This window comes from Halomonas sp. BC04, from assembly GCF_000568385.1.
The window spans coordinates 27,268-50,647 of record NZ_AZQX01000005.1 but is presented as its reverse complement, the minus strand read 5'-3'; the positions used below and the strand labels follow the sequence as shown (position 1 = coordinate 50,647).

The window sequence follows — 23,380 nt, the reverse complement described above, 5'->3', positions numbered from 1 at the left end:
CCGACCGCGACGTGCTCTCGAGGGCTTCCATCACCAGCCAGCCCCCGGCCACCCCCAGGACCTCGGGCACGATCAGCGATGTGCCCGCCTCACTCAGGGCACGCAGCCCATCGGCCTCGCCGGCCAGCCGGCCCGGGTCGTCACGCTTGATCACCACGGGCCCCTGGCGGGTATCCAGCCAGTAGACAGCGGCGATATCACCCCCGCTGAGGGGACGGGGTTCCCCTTTCGGCTCGAGCCCGGCGGCCTGCAGCAGCGACGCCAACGTGTGTTCCATGACCCTCTCCTGCATTGACAACCACCCACTGGACTCATCGGCAGCAAGCCGGCTCTCAAGTTCCCGGTTATTCAGGCAAATGCTGCAATGATCAAGCCCGCGTTATACAAGCCGGCGCCCGAACGCCTACAGTAACATTATCCCCCGTGCACGACTCTGGGAGGCATCACGAGAGGTACAGAATGACGGAACATTCCAACCGCGAAAAACCCAAGGATTCCGAGCCTCAGCAGCGGCTGCTCGCCCTCATTGCCGAGATGGCCCGCGAGCTGCAGCCAAGCCGCTCTTCGCCACCCACCCCGACAATGCAGTCGCGCCTGGACCGGGACCTCGGCCTGGACAGCCTGGCCCGTTCCGAGCTGCTGCTGCGAATCGAAAACGCCTTTGAGGTCAAGCTCCCCGAAGCGGCCCTGATGGCGGAGACGCCCGCCGCACTGCTGGAGGCGGTGCAGACAGCCCAGGGCAAGTCCACCTCCGCGCATACTGCCATCGACACAGCGCCAGCGTCGGTGCAGGAAGCGGCCGCCATCCTGCCACCCCGCTGGCGCCGGTGGAGGGGGAGCCCGCCAGCGCCGAGACACTCAATGCCACCCTGGACTGGCATCTGGAACGCCATCCCGACCGGCCCCACCTGTTCATCTATGGCGATGAGGACGAGCCACTGACGCTGAGCTACGGCGAACTCGACCAGCGTGGGCGAGACATCGCCGCGGCACTGCTCGCCCGCGGCGTCGAGGCCGGCGATCGGGTCGCCTGATGCTGCCGACCTCCCAGGACTACTTCATCACCTTCTTCGGCATCCTTCGCGCCGGTGCGGTTCCGGTACCGATCTACCCACCGGCACGACCGGCACAGCTCGAGGAGCACCTGCGGCGCCATGGCCGCATCCTGACCAACGCCGGGGCAGAGATCCTGGTCACCGTTCCGGAGGCGCGGCGTGTCGCCCATCTGCTGCGAGCCGATGCGCCACATCTCGAGGCCATCGTGACGGTGGCGCAGCTCTGCGATGGACTGGACACCGCGGCGGCCACGATACCCGAAGGCTCTAGCCTGGCGCTGCTGCAATACACCTCGGGCAGCACCGGCGATCCCAAGGGTGTCATGCTGACCCATGCGCAGTTGCTGGCCAACATCCGCGCCATGGGCAAGCGCCTGGAGGCCACACCCGAGGACGTCTTCGTCAGCTGGCTGCCGCTCTACCATGACATGGGACTGATCGCGGCCTGGCTCGCCAGCCTCTATTACGCGATCCCATTGGTGGTGATGTCGCCGCTCTCGTTCCTGTCGCACCCGCAACGCTGGCTTAAACTGATCCACCGCCACCGGGGCACGATCGCCGGGGCACCCAATTTCGGCTACGAACTCTGCCTGCGCGCGCTTCGCCCGGAACAGCTGGAGCAACTGGACCTGAGCTGCTGGCGAGTCGCCTTCAACGGCGCCGAGCCGGTCAGTTCCCATACCCTCGACCATTTTGCCGAGACGCTGGCGCCCTGCGGGCTGCGACAGGAGGCCCTGATGCCGGTATACGGGCTGGCCGAAGCCGCCGTCGGGCTCTGCGTGGCAGAGCCCGGACGCGGCGTGATCCTTGACCACGTCAACCGCGAGGTCTTCGCCACCACCGGTGAGGCCCGGCCGGAGCCGGATCCCGAGGCCGCCCACGCTTTCGTCAACTGCGGCCCGCCCTTGCCGGGCTACAAAATTCGCATCGTCGACCCCCAGGGTGAAGCGCTGGCAGAACGCCAGGAAGGTGACATCGAATTTCGCGGCCCGTCCGCCACCGAGGGCTACTTCAATAATCCCGAGGAGAGCCGCAAGCTATACCACGATGAGTGGCTGCGTACCGGGGACAGAGGGTATCTCGCCGGTGGCGACATCCACCTCAGCGGCCGGCGCAAGGATGTCCTGGTTCGCGGTGGGCGAAATATCTACCCTACGATCTCGAAGAAGCCATCGGCAGTCTCGATGGGGTCAGAAAGGGCTGCGTGGCGGTGTTCGGCAACCCCAATGCCGATAGCGGCATGGAGGAGCTGGTCGTTGTAGCCGAGACGTCTGTCGAGGACGCGGAAGAGCGAGATGCCATCGCCAACGAGATCGCCAGCGTGACGGTGGACATCGTCAACCTCCCACCGGACGACATATGCCTGGCACCACCCCACAGCGTATTGAAGACCTCCAGCGGCAAGATTCGCCGCGCCGCCACGGCAGAACACTATCGTTCCGGCAGCCTGGGGAAGAGCCAGACACCGGTCTGGCGCCAGGTCACTGGACTGGCGCTACGCTCGGCCGCGCAGCGCTGGCGCCATGCCGTCCCCCGAGCCGGCGCATGGCTCTACGCCGGCTACGCCTGGGGCATCTTCGGCATCGCGATGACGCTGGTCGCCCTCATCGCCCTGCCCTTGCCCCGACTCTCCTGGCGCTGGAGAGTCGCCCACCATATTGCTCGCGGTGCTTCGCTGTTGACCGGCATCCGTACCCGGGCACATGGCCTGGCCCACTTTCCCTGCCAAGAGCCCTGCGTGCTGGTGGCCAACCACGCCAGCTACCTGGATGCTCTGATTCTGACAGCCGTATTCCCGCACGACTTTCGCTATCTGGCCAAGGCCGAACTCAGCCAGCCGTTTCTCACCCGATTCGTACTCCGGCGCATGGGCGTGCTGTTCGTCGAGCGCGACAATACTCGGGAGGCTAACAACACCACCGAACAGGTCCTGCAGACCGCCCGAGAAGGAGGCTCGCCCGCGTTCTTCCCCGAAGGCACCTTTCGCCCGGAGCCCGGAGTGCAGGATTTCCATATGGGTGCCTTCGTCTCGGCCGCCAAGGCGCAGGTTCCGGTGCTCCCGGTGGCCATCCGCGGAAGCCGTGCGCTGCTGCGCGGCAGGGAGTGGCTGCCCCATCCCGGCATCGTGGATGTCACGGTGGGCGCCCCGCTCCAACCCAAAAGCTCGGAATGGTCCGAGGCAGTCAGGCTTCGCAACGAGTCCCGTGCATTCATCGTGGCGGAATCCGGTGAGCCGGACCTCGCCTCGGCAGGCTAATGGCCACAAAAAAGCCACTCCGAAGAGTGGCAAGCAGCAGAGAGACGAGATGCGGGGCTCGTCTCACTCCGGTATCAGAACGGTATCGATCACATGGATCACGCCATTGCTCGCCTCGATGTCGGCCTGGACGACGGTGGCATCGTTGATCATCACGCTGCCATCCATGGTGGTGATGGTGATGTCCTGGCCCTGAACGGTGGTGGCGCTATCCAGTTCCATGGCCTCGGCAGCCATCACTTTTCCGGCCACCACATGGTAAGTGAGAATCGCCTGCAGTTGGTCCTGATTCTCAGGCAGCAGCAGGGTGTCGACGGTACCCTCGGGCAGTGCCGCAAAGGCCTCATCGGTCGGTGCGAAAACCGTGAAAGGCCCTTCGCCCTTGAGAACCTCGACCAGCTCGGCCGCCTGAACCGCAGCGACCAGGGTTTCGAATTGCCCGGCGGCAATGGCAGTATCGACGATGTCGTCGTGGGCATGATCATGACTACCGGCATGGGCTGAGGTCGCGAGTGCAAGGCCTAGCAGGCTGGCGCCGAACCACTTGGGTGCTGCGACAATAAAGGTATTCATCGGGTGATGCTCCTGAGTGTCGTACTGCCCCGAGGGGCGGTGAAAGTGACCGGCAGGCGTGGGGCGATGACTGCGACTCCCCATATCCTTGTACACGGCATTATATTTGTACGCTATTTGGACAATTAGTTCAGCTTCTGTACAACCTTTTTTTCGCTGCCAATTCGGGCCCATGCCTGCCCACCGTTACGACACCTCTAGCGAAGAGAAAAAATAGCGAAAAAGAAAGAAAGAAAGAAAGAGCGAACCGAACGAGAGGAGATAGGCTATGTACAAGTTAGCGTTCTACGTCCCCGTCGAAGACGCCGAGGCAGTCAAGGAGGCCGTTTTCGTGACCGGCGCGGGCCGAATAGGCGACTACGAGGCGTGCTGCTTCCAGACCCCGGGTACCGGCCAGTTCCGCCCACTGGATGGCGCCAGCCCGCATATCGGCCAGGTGGGCGAACTGGAGCGGGTGGAGGAACTCAAGGTGGAACTGGTCTGCGAGGATGGCCTAATCGAGGAGGCGGTGGCGGCACTGAGAGCCGCCCACCCCTATGAGGAGCCTGCTTTCGATGTCTGGAAGCTCGAGGATTTCTGATCGTCACCAGAGCGAGGCATCAAGCCGACCCAAAGTAGCGTTCACGATCCTCGGCGGTAATATCGCTGATATGCAGTGGGAACTCGTTGCCGCCCCGGTCGGCATAGAAATGGCGAAGCGTGCGCTCGATGGTGGGGAAGGCCAACTCGTCCCAGGGGATCTCGTGCTCCTCGAAGAGCGCCACTTCCAGGCTCTCGGGCCCGGCGTCAAAACCGCCCGCCAGGTCGGCGCGAAAGATCATGTAGACCTGATTGATATGCGGTAGGTTGATCAGGGTGTAGAGGCCGTGAATGCTGACTTCGGCGCAGGCCTCCTCGAGGGTCTCGCGGGCGGCGGCCTCGACGGTGGTCTCGGCGTTCTCCATGAAGCCGGCGGGCAGGGTCCAGAAGCCCTTGCGCGGAGAAATGGCACGCCGACACAGCAGTACCCGAGAGCCGCTCACCGGCAGTGTGCCGGCAACGATTCGCGGGTTCTGGTAATGGATGGCCCCGCAGGCGTCGCACAGGTATCTTGGCCTGTCGTCCCCTTCCGGGATCGCAAAACGCACGGTATGGCCACAATGGCTGCAGAAGTTCATGGGGCTCCCTGGCAGGCTGACGAGCGGTGCGATACCGCCCGGCTTCGAGCTTGACGATGGCCATGGCGGCCGGTAGAACGAATCAAACCCGATGGAAACCCCATGTTAGAGAAACTTCGCAAACGCCTGCAAGCACATACCCCTTGTCGCATGCGACTCGACATGCCGCAGGCCGCGGTGTTGCTCCCTATCGTCGACCGCCCCGAGCCAACGCTGCTCTTCACCCGCCGTGCCAGCCACCTCAATACCCACAGCGGTCAGGTCGCTTTCCCCGGTGGCAAGCGTGAGTCGGCCGATCCCGACCTGCTGTTTACCGCACTGCGGGAATCCAGGGAGGAGATCGCCCTGCCACCAGAGCGGGTCGAACTGCTGGGGCGGCTCTCCGACGTGATATCCCTGCATGGCATCCTGGTCACGCCCTATGTCGGTCTGATTCCTCCCGACCTGCCCCTCGTCCCCGACCCCAGCGAGCTCGACACCATCTTCGAGGTGGAGCTGTCGCTGTTCCTGGAGGACAGGCGACACCATACCGATGTGATTCCCGTCGATGGGCGCCTGCATTTCGTTCCCAGCTATCATGTCGCCGGCCAGGTGATCTGGGGGCTATCGTCGATGATGCTGGTGGAACTGCTGGCCGAGGGATTCGGCCGGCCAGTCAGCCTGCTGGAGGAGCCACCCACCGGCCGCCTGTGCTACTTTCCCGAACGCCTGCTGCGCACGCTGCACAGCGAGACGCACACGCCCTGACCCCTGCACTCCCACGGAGAAGAGACACCCCGATGCCCCCAGCCCTCCGCCCGGTCCTCGATGTCAGCGCGCTGCCCCGTCTGGTCGACGCCCTGGTCGATCAGGGCTGGTATCTTGGCGAAGGCATGCTCGACGCCGAGCTGTGTCACGACCTGTACCGGGAACTACTGGCCCTGGCCGAGAACGAAACCCTCGAGTCCGCCGGCATCGGCCGTGGCCAGCAGCACGCGCTGCGACGCGATATCCGGGGTGATGCCATCCACTGGCTCGACCACGGCAGCCTGGCCCAGCGGTGCTACCTCGAGGCCATGGCCAACCTGCAGCGTGAACTCAATCAGGCGCTGTTCCTGGGGCTCTTCGAATACGAAGCGCATTTCGCCCACTACCCACCGGGGGCCTTCTACAGGCGACACCTGGACAGCTTCCAGGGCCGGGCCAATCGGGTGGTTTCCACGGTCGGTTACCTCAACCCCGACTGGCCCGCCGACGGTGGCGGCGAGATGGTGATCTTCGCCGCTGACGCCCCGGAGCGGGAGGTGGCCCGCGTGCCGCCCGCCGCCGGCAACTTCGCCTGTTTTCTCTCCGAGCACGTTCCCCACGAGGTACTCCCCACCCGCCTGCCCCGCGCCAGCATTGCCGGCTGGTTTCGGCGCAACGCCTCGCTGGGTGGACTGGTGGATCCGGCTCGCTGATGGCTGGCGACGACGACACCCACCTGCAGCGACGGCTGGCCGCCCTGGAGGCCCGCTGCGCCGAACTGGAAGCGCGCAACACCACCCTCGAGAAGGAGAAACGCCACTACCAATGGCTGGCGGAGAGTACCACCGACCTGATCTCCCGCCACGCCCGGGACGGCACTTTCCTTTACGCCTCCCGGGCGTCGCGGGAACTGCTCGGCTTCGAGCCCGAGGAACTGATCGGCGCCTCCGCCTACGATCACTTCCACCCGACCGACCTGGCTGACCTGCTCAACAAGTCGCCCCGGGTCTACTACCATGACGGCTTCTACCAGCAGACCTATCGCTTCCGGGCCAAGGATGGCCGCTACGTCTGGTTCGAGACCACCAGCCGTACCCGCCGCGATCCGGTTACCGGCGAGCTAATCGATATCCTCTGTGTCTCCCGTGACGTGGGCCGTCGCATCCGCGCCGAGGCCAACCGGGAACGCCTGGCCAGAGTGGTGGAATCGACCACCGACTACGTGCTCTTCGCGGACGGCTCCGAGCGACTCTTCTACTCCAACGAGGCCGCACGTCGGCTGCTGGGCCTGCCCCGGGAAGGCCTCGACGCATCGCTGGACCAGGCCTATACCCCCAGCTCATTGGCGATCCTGCGAGAGATCGTTCTGCCTGCCGTCGCTCGCTACGGCTCCTGGAGCGGTGAGCTGGAAATGCCGGGCCTCCAGGGACCGGTGCCGGTGCTCAGCGTGGTACTGGCCCATCGCGGTCCCGGCGCCGAACCTGATCACCTCTCGCTGCTGAATCGCGACATCGGCCTGCGCAAGGCCGCCGAGGCCCAGGCCAGGCGTCATCAGGAACAGATCGCCCACGCCAACCGTCTGGCCACCACCGGCGAGCTGGCTTCCAACATTGCCCATGAGCTCAATCAACCCCTGGGCGCCATTGCCAACTATGCCAGCGGCGCACTGATGCAGCTGCGTGCCGACCCCACCCGCCCCGCCAGCGACCTGGCCCTGCCACTGGAACGCATCGACGAGCAGGTACAGCGGCTGGGCCAACGGCTGCGCCATATACGCACCTTCGTGCGCAAGGGGCAGACCCGGCCACACCCGGTCACACTGTTCGAGGTCGTCGAGGCCGCCTGTCGTCTGTGCGAATGGCAGTATCAGCAGACCGAGATCGTGCTCGCTATCGACCTCCCGAAAACCCTCCCCCGGGTGCTGGCGGACCCTGTCGCACTGGAGCAGGTGCTGGTCAACCTGTTGCTCAACGCCCTGGAGGCGAGCCGCGAGTGGCCGGCGGCCGCACGTGTCGAAATCCGCGCGCGTCGCAGCGGTCACCGTGAAGTGGCGTTCAGCATCGCTGACCAGGGCCCCGGCATCTCTCCCGACGATGCGCAGACAATCTTCACGCCCTTCCATACGAGCCGCCCGGAAGGGCTCGGCATGGGGCTCGCCATCAGCCGGTCCCTGATGGAAGCCATGGGCGGCAGCCTGGCCCTGGCCGACGGTTCCGACGGCGCCACCTTTACCGGTACACTGCGGTCTGAACCGCGCCCCATCCACCACAACACCCCGCCCCGGAGCCAGCCGTGACCGAGCCTGATCGCGCCCCCTGTATCGCCGTGGTCGATGATGACGAGGCGCTGCGTGACTCGCTGGCCTGGCTGCTCGACACCGTTGGCCTGACTACCCTGGCCTTTGCCGACGGCGAGGCCTTTCTTGCCGCCGCGCCCGATGCCTGCGATACCGTGTTGCTGGACGTTCGCATGCCGGGACTCTCCGGACTGCAGGTACAGCAGCGCTTGATTGAGCGAGGCGACACCGCACCGGTGATCTTCATGACCGGCCACGGCGACGTACCCATGGCAGTTGCGGCACTCAAGGCTGGCGCCTTCGATTTCATCGAAAAACCCTTCAATCACCAGCAACTGATCGATGCCGTCCAGCAGGCTCTGGCAGAGCACCAGCGCGTGAAGGCCATGGGCGAGCGTATCGATGATCTGCGAGCCCGCTATGAGGCCCTGCGACCCAAGGAGCGCCAGATACTGGTGCATGTGGCAGAAGGCATGACCAGCCGCGAGATAGCCGAGCATCTCGATGTCAGTGCCAAGACGGTGGAAATCTACCGGCTACGCGCCATGAAGGCACTGGGTGCCAACAACCTGGCCGAACTGGTACGGATCTGCGTGGCGCTGGGCTGGTGAGTCCGCTACCCGATTGAGCCTCGCCTTGAGGCCACTCTGATTCAGGGCCTGCGCCGCCCTTCCAGCATGGCCGGGGGTCACGGCCTGGCAGCCAGACCCGCCGCCTATCCGGCAGAGGTTTGACCGACATCATGAGGGTGGTGACTTCTGCCGCAGGCTGGTTGGTGCCATGGCATGATGAAACGATTCGTTAACCAACGCCGTATCACCTCACCTTGGAGCGATTCCCGATGACCGGCTCCCGCACCACCTCAGACCCCGCGACTCGCGCGGCCCGCCGTGTTGTACTGGCCCTGGGCATCCCCATCCTGCTGGTGCTGGCCGTATTGTTCGCCATGCCCTTCATGGCGGGGAACGAAACCACCCTCCAGGTCGACGGCCATGTACCGGCAGAGCCCGGCACGGAAAGGGGCGGCGTACATTTTTCAGGTACCGTCCACCAGTGGGCCGTTTCGGGCAGCCTGGCGATCGATGCCGACAGGCAGACACGACTCTCCTTCCGGCTGCGCGGCCCCGACGGCAGCCCCCCCAGGCAAGCCATGCAGGTTCCCATCACCTTTACCATGCCCGGGCACGACATGGAGGTCACTGTGACGGCACACCAGACCGGACCCGACAGCTTTGCCGCCAGATCGTCGCTGCCCATGTCCGGCGACTGGCAAATGCGCATGACCTTCTCCGACGTGGACGGCGTGCTCTCCTTCGATACCCGGGGATAAGCGGAACCGACTCGCGAATTGCCTGACCAGGATCAGATAGCGGCCACCTTTCGCGGGATCGTACCCATTCATGGCTTGCGCCGAATCACCGTCAAGGTAATGATTGGCGTAGCACCCTATTCCACTGGCCACCAGGTCCTCCATACATGCGTCGAGTCATTTGCCAGTTGGTCAGTCTCAGCCTGATCCTCGTCCTTTCGGCGGGGACACTGGCACTGGCCGGTCTCGACACCCAGGGTGTAGCGTCCCACGAGCTGCACATGAGTTTCGAGGCAGGCAATGCCGCCTGTGAGCACGCCACTCACACCGACCTGATGACTGCTGGACGCCCTGCCTGGGCGCCAGCCACTGTCTGTCCGGTGCGACGAACCTGGATGGGGCCATGCCGGTCACGGCCGTCAACTACCCCCCGATGACCTGGCGTGGCCAGTTGCCACCATCGCCCTACTACCTGCACGAACGGCCCCCCAGAACTACCTGATTACCGCGGATCCTACGGCGACTCCTGTGAGTGGCCGAATACCGATTGTAATCAGGAGACTTTCCATGCTCATGAATGACAGCAAGCGGCCCACCGGCTCGCTGCCACTGCCCGGCCCCGTATCGCACTCCCTTCGCCACGTGGCCCTTCTCGTCGGAGGATTAGCCCTGGCTGTGGCGATAACCGCCCCCGGCCAAGCCGATGCCTCACCGAGGCACGACACAGGCGGCCATGCCCATGCGTCACCTGACCTCGCTGAACCGGCTCACGGCGACGATGACCACGCCCATGGCAGTCACGACCACAGTGATAACGAGCACGCCCATGGCGACGACGACCACGCCCATGGCGATGACAACCATGCGGCACACGGCGACGACGGCCACGCCCATGGCGATGACGACCATGCGGCACACGGCGACGACGGCCACGCCCATGGCGATGACGACCATGCGGCACACGGTGACGACGGCCACGCCCATGGCGATGACGACGATGCGGCACACGGTGACAACGACCACGCCCATGGGAATGGTGGTCATGGCTGGCAGGCACCGCAGGGTTGGGCCGAGCGCGAAAGTCCGCTGGAGCCTGATGCGGAGACCCTCGCCTATGGCCAGCAGGTCTACCAGCGCTACTGCTCGGCCTGCCACGGACCAAGCGGACAAGGTGATGGCCTGGCACCCGCCAGCATCTACTACGACCCCAGCCCGACCAACCTGGCCCTGCATGGCGCCGCCCATGCTGCCGGCGAATACGTTTGGCTGATCAAGGAAGGCGGCCATGCCAGCGCCATGCCACGTTACCAGGACAAGCTGAACGAAGACGCCATCTGGTCCGTGGTGCTCTATATCCGACATGAGTTAGCAGGCGGCCAGTCCTCCGATCATCAGCATTAGGCTGTGCAATCAAAGCCTGGTCCAAACAAGAGGACGGGCGCCTGGGGCGCCCGTCCGCTTTCTCGCTCTGATTGCCTGCTTCAGCCTGACAGGCCCTGAGGCCTAGCCCGGAAATTGCACCAGACATGCAAAGAGCGGCTGTAAATCGGTTATGATTCAAGGGCCTAATCCAGAATCAACCGCTACAGCCGCCATGACAAAATGTACCATGCCGACCGCCTCCTTTCCACGCTGTAAAGGCCGCCAGATCACCGCCAGTTTCGACGGCGGCGAGATCACCTCTGAGGGTGGCGCCTTGCTGCTTCGCCAACTTGACCGTGAGATGGGCCTGACCCGCGCCATCGCGCGCCGACTGGATGACGCCCGTGTCTCTCACCGTTGCCAGCACCGGGCCGAGACCATGCTCCGGCAGCGCGTCTTTGGCCTGGCGCTGGGGTACGAAGACCTCAACGATCATCATGCCTTACGCCGCGACATCGCCCTGCAGACCGCGGTCGATACCGACAGCGTGCTGGCCAGCCAGTCGACGCTCTGTCGCTTCGAGCAGCAGGCAAGTCGCCAATGGGCGGTGGCCATCCAGGAAGAAATCGTCGAGCAATTCATCCGCTCCTTTCGGCGACCACCGAAGAAGCGCTTGATCCTCGACTTCGACGCCACCGACGACCCGGTGCATGGCGAACAGCTCAGTCGGCATTTCTCCGGCTTCTACGACGGGTATTGCTTCCTGCCGCTCTACGTCTTCTGTGGTCAGCAATTGCTGGTCAGCTACCTGCGGCCGGCCAATCGTGATGCGGCCCACCATGCCGGCGCCATCCTGGCGCTGCTGGTGCGACGGCTGCGCCAGGCCTGGCCCGAGGTGAAGCTCGTGTTCCGCGGCGACAGTGGCTTCTGCCGACCGCTGATCCTCGCCTGGTGTGAACGCCACGGCGTCGAGTACATCGTGGGTCTGGCCACCAACAGCCGCCTCGAGAAGCTGTCGCTGGATATTCGCTATGAATCCGCCATCCGCTGGGACGCCGAGCGCACCAAGCAGCGCCACTTCGGACGCATCGACTATGCCGCCCACAGCTGGAAGCGCCCTCGACGCAAGGTGGTGGTCAAGGCCGAGACCAGCCACCGCGGCTTCAACACCCGCTACGTGGTGACCAACCTGCACGGCAGTCCGAAGTGGCTCTACGACCACCGCTACTGCCCGCGTGGCGACATGGAGAACCGCATCAAGGAGCAGCAGTGGCTCTTCTCGGATCGCACCAGTTGCCATGAGTGGTGGCCCAATCAGTACCGACTGCTGCTGGCCGGGCTGGCCTACCTGCTGCTGGAACGACTGCGTCGGGTTTACCTGAAGCGTACCGCCTATGCCACGGCTCAGGTCACCACCCTGCGCCTGAAGCTGCTGAAGATCGGCGCCGTGGCGATCCGCAATACTCGGCGGGTTCGGCTGATGCTGAGCAGCCACTACCCCGACCAGGACCTCTTCCTCAAGCTGGCCAAGAAACTGGTGCCGGGATGACCGGCACGGTGCTGTCCCCGGCACGGCATAAACAACGGGGGTAGGGGGCAGTGCGTCTTGAGGCCGGAAAATCGATCAAAAAGTGATTAAACTGCCGACGGAGGGTACCGGTCCCGCGACTCATGAGCCAGAGAGCGCCGACTGGCGGCGCTCATGAAATATCCGGGCTAGAGAGCAGCGAGCTCTTCATAGAGCCCCCCCGCTTCAGGTTCTTCCGGCTTCTCTTCGGGCTCCGGCTCCGGCGCCTGCTCCAGTGCGACGACCGCACCATTGGGGTTCTCCAGCAGGTAGCGCAGCTGCTCGTAGTTCAACGGCACCGAACTCTCGTCGCTGCTGCGCTCCAGCAGCGACAATGTCTCCATCAGCGCCGCCATGCCATACTCCTGGTCCTCGAGCGTCTCGAAGACCTGCACGTAGGGCATGTCGCCATCCCAGCCGGCCTTGATCGGCTGGTTGATGATATTGACCTGCATGCCCACGGGCACACGGTCGAAGATCGACTCGATGTCTTCGGGGAACATGCGAATGCAGCCGCGGCTGGCCCGCATGCCAATACCATCCGGATCATTGGTGCCGTGGATGAGGTAGCCCGGGATATCCAGCAGGATGGCGTGCCTGCCGAGGGGATTATCCGGTCCCGGTGGTACCACGGCGGGCGCCGGTTCACCTCGCTCGGCGGCTTCTTCACGCATGGAGCGGGGGGGATACCAGGCCGGGTCCTTGAGTCGCATGGTCGTCTTGGTCTTGCCTAGCGGGGTGTCATACCCCTCTCTGCCGATACCAATCGGATAGGTCTCCACCCGGGGCGTTTCGCCATCGGCGACCGGCGGATAGTAGTAGAGACGAAGCTCGGCGATGTTGATCACGATGCCTTCCCGTGCCGCGGCGGGCAGAATGTGCCGCCCGGGAATGACCACTTCGGTACCTTCACCGGGTAGCCATACGCTCACTTCGGGGTTGGCAAGCCGGATCTCCTCGTACCCCACATTGTGGTCCCGGGCGATATCGAGCAGCGTCTCTTCCTCGCGTGCCTCGACGGTATAGTTCTCGCCGATGACGTCGCCGGCCTCCGGCAACGGGTGGTGGCCCTTGGGCCACTCCGTCGCCGCTTCTTCATCGGCCTCATCGGCTACCGCAGCGATCGTCATCAGCATGGCACCTGCCATCACCAGGCTCAGTACAGCGGACCACACCGCTGAGCGCGTGCGAAACGGCATTGACCATGCGCTATTGCTGCCAGTGTCTCTCATGTCATTTGCCTCATGCGCAACCTCTACCCTAGGGATGCGAAGTCTTTGAAACGTTGGTCGGCATCATATCGACTCCCTTACACTTTCTAAAGCGACACCGGATTCTCAATGGAGGCACCGGGATTCCGGCGATAATCTCAGCGCTTGTCACGCGCTCTTAGAGTACCGGCGCAAACAGATAGGCCCCTCGGGCAGCCAAGCGATGCCACAGCGGCTGCCGCTCGATCTCCTCGAGCTCCATACGGCGGGAGCGAGCAAAATCTGCCTCGAACATCGCTTCGACATCGGCCGCAAACGACGGATCCATGACCAGTGCAGTGATCTCGAAATTCAGTCGAAACGATCGGTTGTCCAGGTTTACGGTTCCCACCGCGGCGCTGGCATCATCCACCAGGAATGCCTTGCCATGCAAAAATCCCGCCTGATAGCATGGATCTCGACGCCGGCATCCAGCAGGGGGCCCAGGAAGGCGTAAGCGGCGTAGTAGAGCAGGATATTGTCAGGCTGCTCGGGAATCAGTATCCGTACGTCCACTCCATTGATAGCCGCCAGCTTGAGCATCGATTGCACCCCCTCGTCCGGCACGAAGTAGGGGCTCGAGAACCAGATTCGCTCCCGGGCGGAATGAATGGCCTGCTGGACCATCAGGCTGGCGGTTTCGAAGCGATCCGCCGGGCCGGAAGGCAGGACCAGTACCGGTGCGCCCTGGTCGGAGCGCACTACCGGCTCCCAGGGCAGCTCGGGCAGCTCTTCCGTGGCCCAGTGCCAGTCCTCCAGAAATACCAATTGCATGGCCAGTGCCGCCGGCCCCTCGACCTTGAGGTGGGTGTCTCGCCATGGCCCGATACCTTCCTCCCCATGCAGATACTCGTCGCCGATATTGAACCCACCTAGCCACGCCCTGGCGCCGTCGGCCACCATGACCTTGCGATGGTTGCGGAAGTTGAGCTGGAAGCGGTTCCCTGGCCCACGGGTGGAGTGAAAACGGTGGACATTGACCCCCGCCTCCTCCAGCTCCTTCACATAGGAACTCGGCAAGGCGTAGCTGCCGATCTCGTCATAGAGGAAATAGACGGCCACCCCCTCCCTCGCCTTCTCGATCAGGCGCTGCTGGAACTCGGTGCCGACATCGTCATCCCTGACGATGTAGAACTGCACCAGCAGATAACGCTCGGCAGCCTCAATTCCGGCGAAAAGGCTCTCGAAGGTCGCCTCGCCATCGATCAGCAGCGTCGTCTCGTTACCGCCCATCAGCGGCAGCTTGGCCAGGCGCTCCACGCCATCCAGATAGTGGCTGCTCCTCGACGACTCAACCCGATGCGATTGCAACTCGGTCAGCTTTCCGGATAGTGCCCGCCGGATCTCCGAGTCCTCATCGCGCCGTGACATCGCATAGCCTTCGAACTTGTTGCGCCCGAATACCCAATAGGTAGGTACCGCCACATAGGGGACGGTATTGAGGGACACGATCCAGGCGATGGCCCCTTCGGACGTTCGGCTCGACATCAGCGCCTCGACCGATGAGGCCAGCCCCACCAGGTGTGCCAGCACCATGAAGATAACAAGCTTGCTCCAGCGCCTATGACGCCTGCCGGCCGGGTTCACTGGCGAACCAGGCGTCTCACCCTGGTCGCTCCTGTCCTGTGACCGAACGTCTTGCCCTCCTTGCATGGATGACTTTCCTCGCATCCTCATCGGGCCAGCCCCGACCTGCCGGACGCCATCAGGCATCGCCGCTCGGAGCCAATACCGCTTTCGTGTCTCGAGTCTGTTGCCGCGACCATACTATCAGGCCACACCGCCAAGGATCATTGGCAACGTCAGCAGCATCCCCATGGTTACCCAGCCAAAGGCGATGAAGCCGATGTGCGGATCGGGCAGGCGCACGAATTCGACGGCAAATCGGAACACGCCATAGAGCAGCAGGAACATGCCGGAAACCAGGCCGCGACGGCGAGGCTGGCTCGACAACCACCACAGCACCACGAACAGCACGACCCCCTCGAGGACGAACTCGTAGAGTGCCGATGGATGACGCGGCTCCGGACCCATGTGGGGAAACGGCATGGCCCAGGGCAGCTCGCTGACCCGGCCCGGCAGTTCATGATTGATGAAGTTGCCGATCCGCCCGGCGCCCAGACCGATTGGCACCAGGGGAGCGATGAAGTCGGTCAGTTGGAAGAAGGTGAGGTTTTTCTTGCGAGCAAACAGCAAAGCCGCCAGAAGCACCCCGATCAAGCCGCCGTGAAAGCTCATGCCACCGTCCCAGATGCTGAACAGCCACAGCGGGTTGGCAAAAAACTGATCCATGCCGTAGAACAGCACGTAACCCAGGCGCCCACCGGCAACGACGCCGATAGCCGCATAGAAAAGCAGGTCGCCGATGTCATCGTGGCTCAGCCCCAGGCGATGGGCGCGGTAGCGCCCCAGCAGCCAGGCGCCAACGAAACCGACGACGTACATCAGGCCATACCAGTGAATCTGCAGCGGACCGATGGCAATGGCCACCGGGTCGATCTGGGGATAGTCCATCAGGAATCATCCATGTCGGTTGCAGTATATGAGGGAGCGGAGGTCACAGGTTTGACCACTCCCTGCCACCGTCCTCGCTGAGCAGCAGCACGCCTTGGTCATCGGCTGCCACGAGGCGCTGCGGGTCCCTTGGGTCTACCGCCAGGTGGGTGAAATAGCGCTGGCCCCAGTCGCTGCTCAGCGGCTCCCACTCCCGGGTCGCCTCATCGGCCTTGATCAGCCCCACGCCGAGCATGAAGGCATACAGCTCGCCACCGCTCGCCACGACGACACTGGCCGGGTTGCGCTGGGGATGGACCTGACGCCAGCGCTGCCCGCCATTGGGACTCATCACCAGCCCGGTCTGGGTCGCAGCATACAGATGCTCCGGGTTTCGACTGGATGCCGCCAGACCGATCAGCCCCTCCGGGGCAGTGGCCTGGACCTGCCATTCATGGCCCCCGTCACGACTCACCTGCAGCCGGCCGGCATAGGCGCCATAGAGCACGTCCGGGTCGGCCTCGCTGACCGTCATCTGGTGAAAGTCGACCGGCCCGTTGACGCCGGCGGAACGCTGGTCCCAGGTACTGCCGCCATCGGTGGACACCATGATGCCGAGGTTGCCACCGCGAGCCGGGTGGCCGCTGGCAAAGAGTGTGTCGGCATCCTGCGGGTGGGGTGAAAAGCCCATGAAATCGTGTGTCTCGCTGGAGACCTGGTGTGCCCTGCCATCGGCACCGATGACATGGAAGCCGTGGTGTGTCGCCAGCTGGATTCGCTCACTGTCGGCGCGGTCAAAGGCCACGCCATGAATATGGGTCTTCTGGCGCAGCTCCTCGAGGCTGATGCCTTCGGGCTCGCCGGAACAGCCGGCGAGTGGCAGCGCTAATAGCAGCAGGGGGAGAATCAATCGAAATCGTGTCATGTTCGTTGGCTCAGTGCTTCGCCTTCGACCAGCAATAAGCAGGCCGAAGGCGAGTAAGGTGGAGGATCAGCGAATCCGAATCGTGGCCATCATGCCCAGCTCTTCATGCTCGATGATATGGCAGTGGAACAGCCAGTCGCCGGGCTCCTGAAAGACCATGCGCAGGCGCAGCCGCTGATAAGGTGCCAGGTTGACGGTGTCCTTCCAGGCCACCCAGGGCGAATCCGTCCATTCACCGTCAACCTGACGGCTGGCGAGCACCTGGAAGTGGGTGCCGTGCACGTGGAAGGGGTGGTCCATATGCGAATTGTTGAAGACCTCCCACTCCTCGACCTCACCAGCCTTGCCTTCGAACAACACCTCATCCATGGCGAAGGCACGGCCATTGATCAGGAAATCCACCTGGGGTGGTTCATCGCCGGGCATGCCTCATGACCAGCACCGCCATGGTCGGCATGAGCGTCTTGGGCAGCGTGCCCACCGCCATGATCGCCGTGATCGCCGTGATCGCCAGCGTCGTGCTGGACACCATGGGCGGCACCGTGGTCGCCGTGGTCGCCGTGGTCGCCGTGGTCGCCGTGGTCGCCGTGGTCGCCGTGGTCGCCGTGGTCCATCATGCTGCTGTCATCACCATGGTCCATACCAGGCATCACTTCGGTGAGCTCGACCTGTCGGCGCACCGAAGGCTCTTCCAGACGGTCGATCATGGTCAAGCGGTCGGGCAGCGTCACCGCCGGCTTCACGTCAGCGTTTCCAGTGCGGATATTCAGCAGGGGCGATACCTCGCTCAGATGGGCGGGCTCGGGTCCCATCCAGCCACGGTCATAGGGGTGGCTGGCAAGCTGGAAGCCGCTATCGGGCTGATCACTGATTCGCACCAGCAGATCGGCCCGCTCCCCAGGGGTGAGCAGCAGTTCATCCAACGGTTGCGGCTGCTCGATGAGGCCACCGTCGGTACCGATCAGGGTGAGTTCGTGACCCTCCAGGCGTAGCCGCAGGTAGCGACCAGCACAGGCATTGATCAGCCTCAGCCGCAGCGTGGTGCCTGGCGCCACGTCCAGATACGGCTGCTGCTGGCCATTGACCAGCAGCAACTCGCCCTCGCGACCATTCATCCAGTCGACCGCCGTATGCGGCGCCACCCGTCCATCGGCCGTGAGCCGCAGATCGCTGACCAGCAGCAGATGCTCTTCGACCTCCGGGGGGATAACTTCCTTGGCCGGACGCACCAGCAGAGCCCCCGCCAAGCCATGGGCAACCTGCCTGGCCGTGCCCTCGTGCGGGTGAGGATGAAACCAGTGCAGGCCGGCACTGCCTTCAGCGAAGCGATGCCGGTATTGGTGAGAGGCCCCTGGCGCTACGGCATCCCAGGGCGTGCCATCGTGCTGATGCGCTATGCGTACGCCGTGCCAGTGCACGGTCGTATCCTGTTCCAGCTCATTGATCAACGTGATGTCGAAATCATCCCCCTCCCGAACCTCGATCAGGGGCGCCACCTTGTGATTGTAAAGCCATAGATGGGCCTGTCGGTCTTCGCCCAGCGCAACCTCGCTGGGCGCTGCCGTCAGGGCACTGCGAAACAGGTCGGAGCGATCGCTCAGATTGGTGATCCGGGGCAGTGACTGAAGCGGCTGCCCGTCGGGCAAGGCCGACGGGGACAGCAGTGAACGCTTGCCGTGGTCACCATGGCGAGACGCCATGCCATAGGAGATCAGGCCGGACGTCGAGAGAGCCAGCCCGCCCAGGGCGGAATAGAGCAGAAAATCACGACGCTTCATGGGGTCGTTTCCTCGTTATTTGAACAGCAATTACCATCCGCCTTGTGCGGAAGGTTACGTCAGGGAAGGCTGTTCAAGCGCGAGGAGGACGATCGAGACGATCACTGGGCGACCAGGGCCACGAGTGGACGAGCATCAGCTGCGGTGGCGCTGATGCCGCGGACAAGCCGGAAGCCTGAGGCACTAGTGCGGCACAGAATCCGGCCGACGAACAGCTGAGCGATTGGCGTTCATGATCATCCGTCGCAGCGTCGGCGATATGAATTGCCGAGGCCGACTCCAGCACAGTCACGCTGAGACAGGCATCACCATGACCATGATGAAAAGTACCCGCCATGGCGCCCATGGGCATCACCAGGGTGAATGCCAACAAGAAGAGCAGCCAGGTCGCGATGGAGCGGATCATTTGCGTCGCTTTATTGCCGTAGGGATTAGCCAATGGGAAGTATTTCACGCTGCCGAGGTGAACGGCAACCCATGGGCAGCACGCAGGTTTTTCTGATATAGCACATTGACCTGAATCAAATGCGAAAGTGCCTTTCTGTTCTATGGTGTTAGTAGAATACACCACGGGAATCTCATTCATGGTTCAGCACCGCGCGACCACTTCATGCCAGACCCTGCCCTTTGCGGCATGGCTGCGCCATGGGTTGTTCGCACTGCTGTGCCTGGTGCTGCTGTTCGCCAGTGGTGTAGCAGCCCATGTCGCCACCGATTCCGGTACTCACCATGGCGCTGTCGGCCATGTCCACACCACGGCAACCGCCACCGCCTTCGCGGCTGATGAGTATCAGACACCACTCTGCCATGCAGGGCATGCCCCCCTCTTCGCGCCTCATACGCTAATGCGCACCGAACGCCAGGAGATCGAGCATGGCGTAGCGCTGTGCAGCCTCACTCACTTGGCTCCTCCCCCGCTGTGATTGCCGTATCAGGTAGCCGAATGGCCAACCTGATTCCAACGCCCCGCCTATCTATCTATTGACCCAGCGCCTACGGCCCTGAGCCCTGCGCTCGGGGGCACGCACCTCCCCGCCTTTCTCATTGATTCCGGTGACGTCTTTTGGACAGTCGCCCCTTGCAGTACTCATCACTGGGCTATCAAGCCCACAGGAGACAGACATGACACTTCACAAACACGCCATTGCCTTGGTTCTCGCCATGGTAATCGGTGGTACCGCTTCTGGTGCTGCCTTCGCTCAGGGTATGGAGTCGGGGCAAGGCGCCATGATGCAAGGCGACAGTCAGGGCGGCATGGGCCCCGGCATGATGAGCGGTGGCCAGGGCGGCATGATGGGCGGCGGCCAGGGCCCCGGCATGATGGGCGGCGGCATGGGCCCCGGCATGATGGGCGGCGGCATGGGCCCCGGCATGATGCCCTGCCCGATGATGGAGGGCGGTATGGGCATGATGTCGATGCTCGACCCCGAACAACGCAGCGAGTTACGCGAGCTGATGCAGGAACACCGCCCTGCCCAGTTCGAGCGCATGGGGCAGATGATGAACCTGCGCGATGACCTGATGGCCGCCATGCATGCCGAGCGCCCCGACCCCGATGAGGTACAGGCCCGGCATGGCCGGATGGCCGAACTCCACGGCGAGATGATGGCGGAGATGGTGCGCATGCGAAACGCCATGCACGACCTCATGACCGATGAGCAACGCGCGCAATTGCAGCAAATTATGCCGGAGGCCGCCGATCCGGGCGATCACGACGCCCATCACTGATCGACGGTGCCACTGAGCAGGCAAAACAGCGGGCGGCCGACCTTGGTCGCCCCCTCGGCCCCGCCAGCAGGAGAGACGCGATGAGCGACACCGCGACAAGGATGATCACCCTGACAGTACCGGGCATGGGCAGTGACCACTGTGCCGGCATCGTGCGCAAGACGCTCGAACGCCTCGATGGCGTGGGCGAAATTCAGACCAATATCGCCAGCCACCGGGTCAGCGTGACCCTCGATGATGGCGGGCCCGACGGCGATACCCTGAAGGAAGCCGTCGAGGGGGCCGGCTATGACGTGGCCGCCGTCAGTGGCGGTAACGGCAAGCAGCAAATTCGCCTGACGGTGCCCGGCATGGGATCGGACCATTGCGCCGGCATCGTACGCAAGACACTCGAGCGCCTGGAAGGCGTCGAGTCAATCGACACCAATATCGCCAGTCATCGGGTCTCGGTGACCGTTGCTACCGATGGCCCCGATGGCGAGGCGCTCAAAGGCGCCGTCGAAGGGGCCGGCTACGACGTGGCCGCGGTGCAGACCGAGGAGCAGGAAACCGGCGAGGGCGATGCCGAGATCGAGGAGGCCTACCTCTCCCAGGCCCGCAAGCGGCTGATCATCGCCGCCGTGCCCACCACCCTGATCATGCTGCTGATGATGCCGCACATGTTCTGGCAGCCGATCCCGGGCTACCTGGCCATCGTCGCCCTCCTCGCCTTTCCGGTGGTGTTCCTCTACGGCGGTATCGCCACCCATAAATCGACCTGGCGCTCACTGAAGAACGGCACCTTCAACATGGACGTGCTGATCTCCATGGGTAGCCTGCCACCCTACCTGATTGGCCTGATCGGCTTCGTCTTCCCGATGACCTCGTTCATCGAGATGGCCGCCACCATCATGACCTTCCACCTGCTGGGTCGTTATCTGGAGGCACTGGCCAAGGGGCGCGCCTCCCAGGCCATCCGCCGCCTGATGACCCTGGGCGCCAAGACGGCACGTGTCGAGCGCAACGGCGAGGAAGTCGAGGTACCGGTGAAGGAACTGGCACCGGGCGACATCATGATCGTACGTCCCGGGGACAAGATCCCCACCGACGGCGAGGTAGTCGAGGGCGAGAGTCATCTCGACGAGTCCATTGCCACCGGCGAGTCGATACCGGTCTACAAGAGCAACGGCGACAGCGTGATCGGGGCCACCATCAACAAGGAAGGGCGATTGCGGGTCAAGGCGACCCGCGTCGGCGGGGATACGTTCCTGTCCCAGGTGGTGCGCCTGATCGACCAGGCCCAGGCTCGCGGGTACCCATACAGGAGTTCGCCGATCGCATGACCGGGCGCTTCGTGCCGGCGGTGCTGGCCATTGCCCTGGCCAGCCTGGTCGTCTGGTCGCTGTTCCCGGATGCCCTGCGACCGATCCTCGAATGGGGCGCCAACTTCCTGCCCTGGGTGAACCCCGAGGCTACCACGCCGGTACTGGCGATCCTCGCTGCAGTCGCAGTGCTGGTCATCGCCTGCCCCTGCGCCCTGGGACTGGCCACGCCCACGGCACTGATGGTCGGTTCCGGCATCGGCGCCGAACGCGGCATCCTGATTCGCTCCGGCGAGGCGATCCAGACCTTCAAGGACGTCAAGGTCATCGTGCTCGACAAGACCGGCACCATTACCCGCGGCGAGCCGAAGCTCACAGACGTGATCACCGCCGAAGGCGTCGATGAAAGCGAGCTGCTGCAACTCGCTGCCAGCGTCGAGAACGCCTCGGAACATCCCATCGCTCGCGCCATCGTGGACGGCGCCGGCGAGCGTGATGTCAAGCCCGGCGAGGTCAGTGAGTTTCGCTCCACCGGTGCCCGCGGCGTTTCCGGCAAGGTCGATGAGAAGTACGTGCTGATCGGTAACCGCCGGCTGCTGGAAGAAGAGGGCATCCGGGGTCTGGAAGCGCTTGATGAAGCCATGCAGGAGCTCGAAGGCAAGGGACGTACCGCCGTCATCGTTGCCGCTGACGGCCAGGCCATGGGCATCGTGGCGGTCGCCGATACCCTCAAGAAAGAGTCGGTCCAAGCCATTCGCGGCATGCATGACCTGGGCCTTCACGTGGTGATGATCACCGGCGACAACGAGCGAGCCGCCCACGCCGTGGCCGACGAGGTCGGCATCGACGAGGTCCAGGCCGGCGTATTGCCGGAGGGCAAGGTCGACGCCATCCGCAAGCTGCAGGAAAAGCACGGTAACCACGTGGCCATGGTCGGCGACGGCATCAACGATGCCGCGGCCCTCAAGCAGGCCAATGTGGGCATTGCCATCGGCGCCGGTGCCGATGTCGCCATCGAGGCGGCAGACGTAACCCTGGTACGCGGTGAGCTCACCGCCGTGGTCGACGCCATGCTGCTCTCCAAGGCGACCTTCGGCAAGATCGTGCAGAACCTGATCTGGGCCAGCGCCTACAACCTGGCCGCCATACCCATCGCCGCCGCTGGCCTGCTGCACCCCATGATCGGTGTCATCGCGATGACGGCCAGTTCACTCTCGGTGATCGGTAATTCACTGCTGCTCAAGCGGCGCTATGCGAAGGAAAAACCCTCAGGAGAATACTCATGACTCGACCTCACCTCGTCAAACAGCATGCGCGAGAAGAGATGGCGCAAATTAATGGCGACCACTCAAATGGCTCGCAAGACAATAAACTGCCACAGGACGGACACTCACGCTTGCACCGCTGGATGATGACGATTTGCCTGGTGGCGATGGGGGGTGCCCTGCTGTTCACCGTCTTGCGTGGCCAGAGCCTGGGTAGCGGTACCTGGCTGCTGATTCTGCCCATGCTGCTTTGCCTCGGCATGCATTTTCTGATGCATCGCCATGGCTACCGACATGACGATGACTGATCGGCACGCACCCTTTGCGCTGCGTCAATG

The 23,380-nt window shown here is 63.7% G+C and carries 20 protein-coding genes and 5 pseudogenes; 15 read left to right on the top strand and 10 right to left on the bottom strand.

Features of this window, described 5'->3' with window-relative positions; genetic code table 11:
* A pseudogene (locus Q427_RS00715) lies at positions 1 to 277 on the bottom strand (fructosamine kinase family protein); the annotation flags it as partial.
* A gap of 182 nt (positions 278 to 459) precedes the next feature.
* On the opposite strand from Q427_RS00715, the gene Q427_RS35865 reads away from it, so the two are divergent.
* The 3 genes and pseudogenes from Q427_RS35865 (at position 460) to Q427_RS28445 (ending at position 3,312) form a co-directional block, all read left to right on the top strand.
* A complete protein-coding gene (locus Q427_RS35865; protein ID WP_081785757.1) occupies positions 460 to 942 on the top strand; it encodes an acyl carrier protein in 483 nt (160 codons plus the stop codon).
* A pseudogene (locus Q427_RS28450) lies at positions 828 to 2,317 on the top strand (fatty acyl-AMP ligase). The gene Q427_RS35865 and the pseudogene Q427_RS28450 overlap by 115 nt, the downstream one beginning before the upstream one ends.
* Positions 2,260 to 3,312, top strand: a complete 1,053-nt coding sequence (locus tag Q427_RS28445; protein ID WP_051496011.1) for a lysophospholipid acyltransferase family protein — start codon at positions 2,260 to 2,262, stop codon at positions 3,310 to 3,312. The pseudogene Q427_RS28450 and the gene Q427_RS28445 overlap by 58 nt, the downstream one beginning before the upstream one ends.
* Positions 3,313 to 3,375: 63 nt before the next feature.
* On the opposite strand, the gene Q427_RS00705 is transcribed toward Q427_RS28445, so the two are convergent.
* On the bottom strand, positions 3,376 to 3,885 hold the full coding sequence (locus Q427_RS00705; RefSeq protein ID WP_051496010.1) for a fasciclin domain-containing protein: 510 nt from the start codon (positions 3,883 to 3,885) through the stop codon (positions 3,376 to 3,378).
* Positions 3,886 to 4,153: 268 nt separating this feature from the next.
* Here Q427_RS00705 and Q427_RS00700 point away from each other — a divergent pair, with 268 nt between their 5' ends.
* Positions 4,154 to 4,465, top strand: a complete 312-nt coding sequence (locus tag Q427_RS00700; RefSeq protein WP_043510228.1) for a Nif3-like dinuclear metal center hexameric protein — start codon at positions 4,154 to 4,156, stop codon at positions 4,463 to 4,465.
* Positions 4,466 to 4,484: 19 nt separating this feature from the next.
* Here Q427_RS00700 and Q427_RS00695 read toward each other — a convergent pair whose 3' ends face one another.
* Positions 4,485 to 5,042, bottom strand: a complete 558-nt coding sequence (locus Q427_RS00695; RefSeq protein WP_043510226.1) for an NUDIX hydrolase — start codon at positions 5,040 to 5,042, stop codon at positions 4,485 to 4,487.
* Positions 5,043 to 5,144: 102 nt separating this feature from the next.
* Here Q427_RS00695 and Q427_RS00690 point away from each other — a divergent pair, with 102 nt between their 5' ends.
* The 7 genes from Q427_RS00690 (at position 5,145) to Q427_RS00660 (ending at position 12,284) form a co-directional block, all read left to right on the top strand.
* Complete coding sequence (locus Q427_RS00690; RefSeq protein ID WP_043510224.1) at positions 5,145 to 5,789, top strand: CoA pyrophosphatase; 645 nt, start codon at positions 5,145 to 5,147, stop codon at positions 5,787 to 5,789.
* Between the two features lie 32 nt (positions 5,790 to 5,821).
* Positions 5,822 to 6,481, top strand: a complete 660-nt coding sequence (locus Q427_RS00685) for a 2OG-Fe(II) oxygenase (protein ID WP_043510223.1) — start codon at positions 5,822 to 5,824, stop codon at positions 6,479 to 6,481.
* A complete protein-coding gene (locus tag Q427_RS00680) occupies positions 6,481 to 8,064 on the top strand; it encodes an ATP-binding protein (RefSeq protein WP_043510222.1) in 1,584 nt (527 codons plus the stop codon). The genes Q427_RS00685 and Q427_RS00680 overlap by 1 nt, the downstream gene beginning before the upstream one ends.
* A complete protein-coding gene (locus Q427_RS00675; RefSeq protein ID WP_043510221.1) occupies positions 8,061 to 8,675 on the top strand; it encodes a response regulator transcription factor in 615 nt (204 codons plus the stop codon). The genes Q427_RS00680 and Q427_RS00675 overlap by 4 nt, the downstream gene beginning before the upstream one ends.
* 230 nt (positions 8,676 to 8,905) lie before the next feature.
* On the top strand, positions 8,906 to 9,394 hold the full coding sequence (locus Q427_RS28440; protein WP_051496008.1) for a FixH family protein: 489 nt from the start codon (positions 8,906 to 8,908) through the stop codon (positions 9,392 to 9,394).
* A gap of 546 nt (positions 9,395 to 9,940) precedes the next feature.
* The gene (locus tag Q427_RS28435) at positions 9,941 to 10,774 is read left to right on the top strand and encodes a c-type cytochrome (RefSeq protein ID WP_051496007.1); all 834 of its coding nucleotides are present in this window, start codon (positions 9,941 to 9,943) and stop codon (positions 10,772 to 10,774) included.
* Between the two features lie 193 nt (positions 10,775 to 10,967).
* Entirely contained in the window at positions 10,968 to 12,284 is a 1,317-nt protein-coding gene (locus Q427_RS00660) for an IS1380 family transposase (protein WP_043510219.1), read from the top strand.
* 167 nt (positions 12,285 to 12,451) lie between these two features.
* On the opposite strand, the gene Q427_RS00655 is transcribed toward Q427_RS00660, so the two are convergent.
* From Q427_RS00655 to Q427_RS30840, 7 genes and pseudogenes are all read right to left on the bottom strand, one after another.
* Entirely contained in the window at positions 12,452 to 13,450 is a 999-nt protein-coding gene (locus Q427_RS00655; protein WP_442905417.1) for a L,D-transpeptidase family protein, read from the bottom strand.
* Between the two features lie 241 nt (positions 13,451 to 13,691).
* A pseudogene (cls, locus tag Q427_RS00650) lies at positions 13,692 to 14,785 on the bottom strand (cardiolipin synthase).
* A 472-nt stretch (positions 14,786 to 15,257) separates the two neighbouring features.
* Positions 15,258 to 16,069: pseudogene (gene lgt / locus Q427_RS00645) on the bottom strand (prolipoprotein diacylglyceryl transferase).
* Positions 16,070 to 16,109: 40 nt separating this feature from the next.
* Positions 16,110 to 16,970 (bottom strand): WD40/YVTN/BNR-like repeat-containing protein, encoded by an 861-nt coding sequence (locus Q427_RS00640; RefSeq protein WP_043510217.1) that lies wholly within the window; start codon positions 16,968 to 16,970, stop codon positions 16,110 to 16,112.
* A 66-nt stretch (positions 16,971 to 17,036) separates the two neighbouring features.
* On the bottom strand, positions 17,037 to 17,396 hold the full coding sequence (locus Q427_RS00635) for a multicopper oxidase domain-containing protein (RefSeq protein ID WP_081785756.1): 360 nt from the start codon (positions 17,394 to 17,396) through the stop codon (positions 17,037 to 17,039).
* Entirely contained in the window at positions 17,360 to 18,748 is a 1,389-nt protein-coding gene (locus Q427_RS30845; protein WP_051496003.1) for a multicopper oxidase family protein, read from the bottom strand. The genes Q427_RS00635 and Q427_RS30845 overlap by 37 nt, the downstream gene beginning before the upstream one ends.
* Positions 18,749 to 18,821: 73 nt before the next feature.
* A complete protein-coding gene (locus tag Q427_RS30840; RefSeq protein ID WP_155833407.1) occupies positions 18,822 to 19,334 on the bottom strand; it encodes a hypothetical protein in 513 nt (170 codons plus the stop codon).
* On the opposite strand from Q427_RS30840, the gene Q427_RS00620 reads away from it, so the two are divergent.
* The 4 genes and pseudogenes from Q427_RS00620 to Q427_RS32975 all read left to right on the top strand — a co-directional run bounded on the left by Q427_RS00620 (position 19,333) and on the right by Q427_RS32975 (position 23,350).
* Positions 19,333 to 19,671: a hypothetical protein gene (locus Q427_RS00620; RefSeq protein WP_043510211.1), complete on the top strand. Its 339-nt coding sequence runs from the start codon at positions 19,333 to 19,335 to the stop codon at positions 19,669 to 19,671. The two genes, Q427_RS30840 and Q427_RS00620, sit on opposite strands and share 2 nt — an antisense overlap.
* A 199-nt stretch (positions 19,672 to 19,870) precedes the next feature.
* Positions 19,871 to 20,476 (top strand): Spy/CpxP family protein refolding chaperone, encoded by a 606-nt coding sequence (locus Q427_RS00615; RefSeq protein WP_043510210.1) that lies wholly within the window; start codon positions 19,871 to 19,873, stop codon positions 20,474 to 20,476.
* A gap of 164 nt (positions 20,477 to 20,640) precedes the next feature.
* Positions 20,641 to 23,063 (top strand): annotated as a pseudogene (locus Q427_RS35860) (heavy metal translocating P-type ATPase); the annotation flags it as partial.
* Entirely contained in the window at positions 23,060 to 23,350 is a 291-nt protein-coding gene (locus Q427_RS32975; protein ID WP_043510209.1) for a DUF2933 domain-containing protein, read from the top strand. The pseudogene Q427_RS35860 and the gene Q427_RS32975, both read left to right, overlap by 4 nt.
* Positions 23,351 to 23,380: the final 30 nt, after the last annotated feature.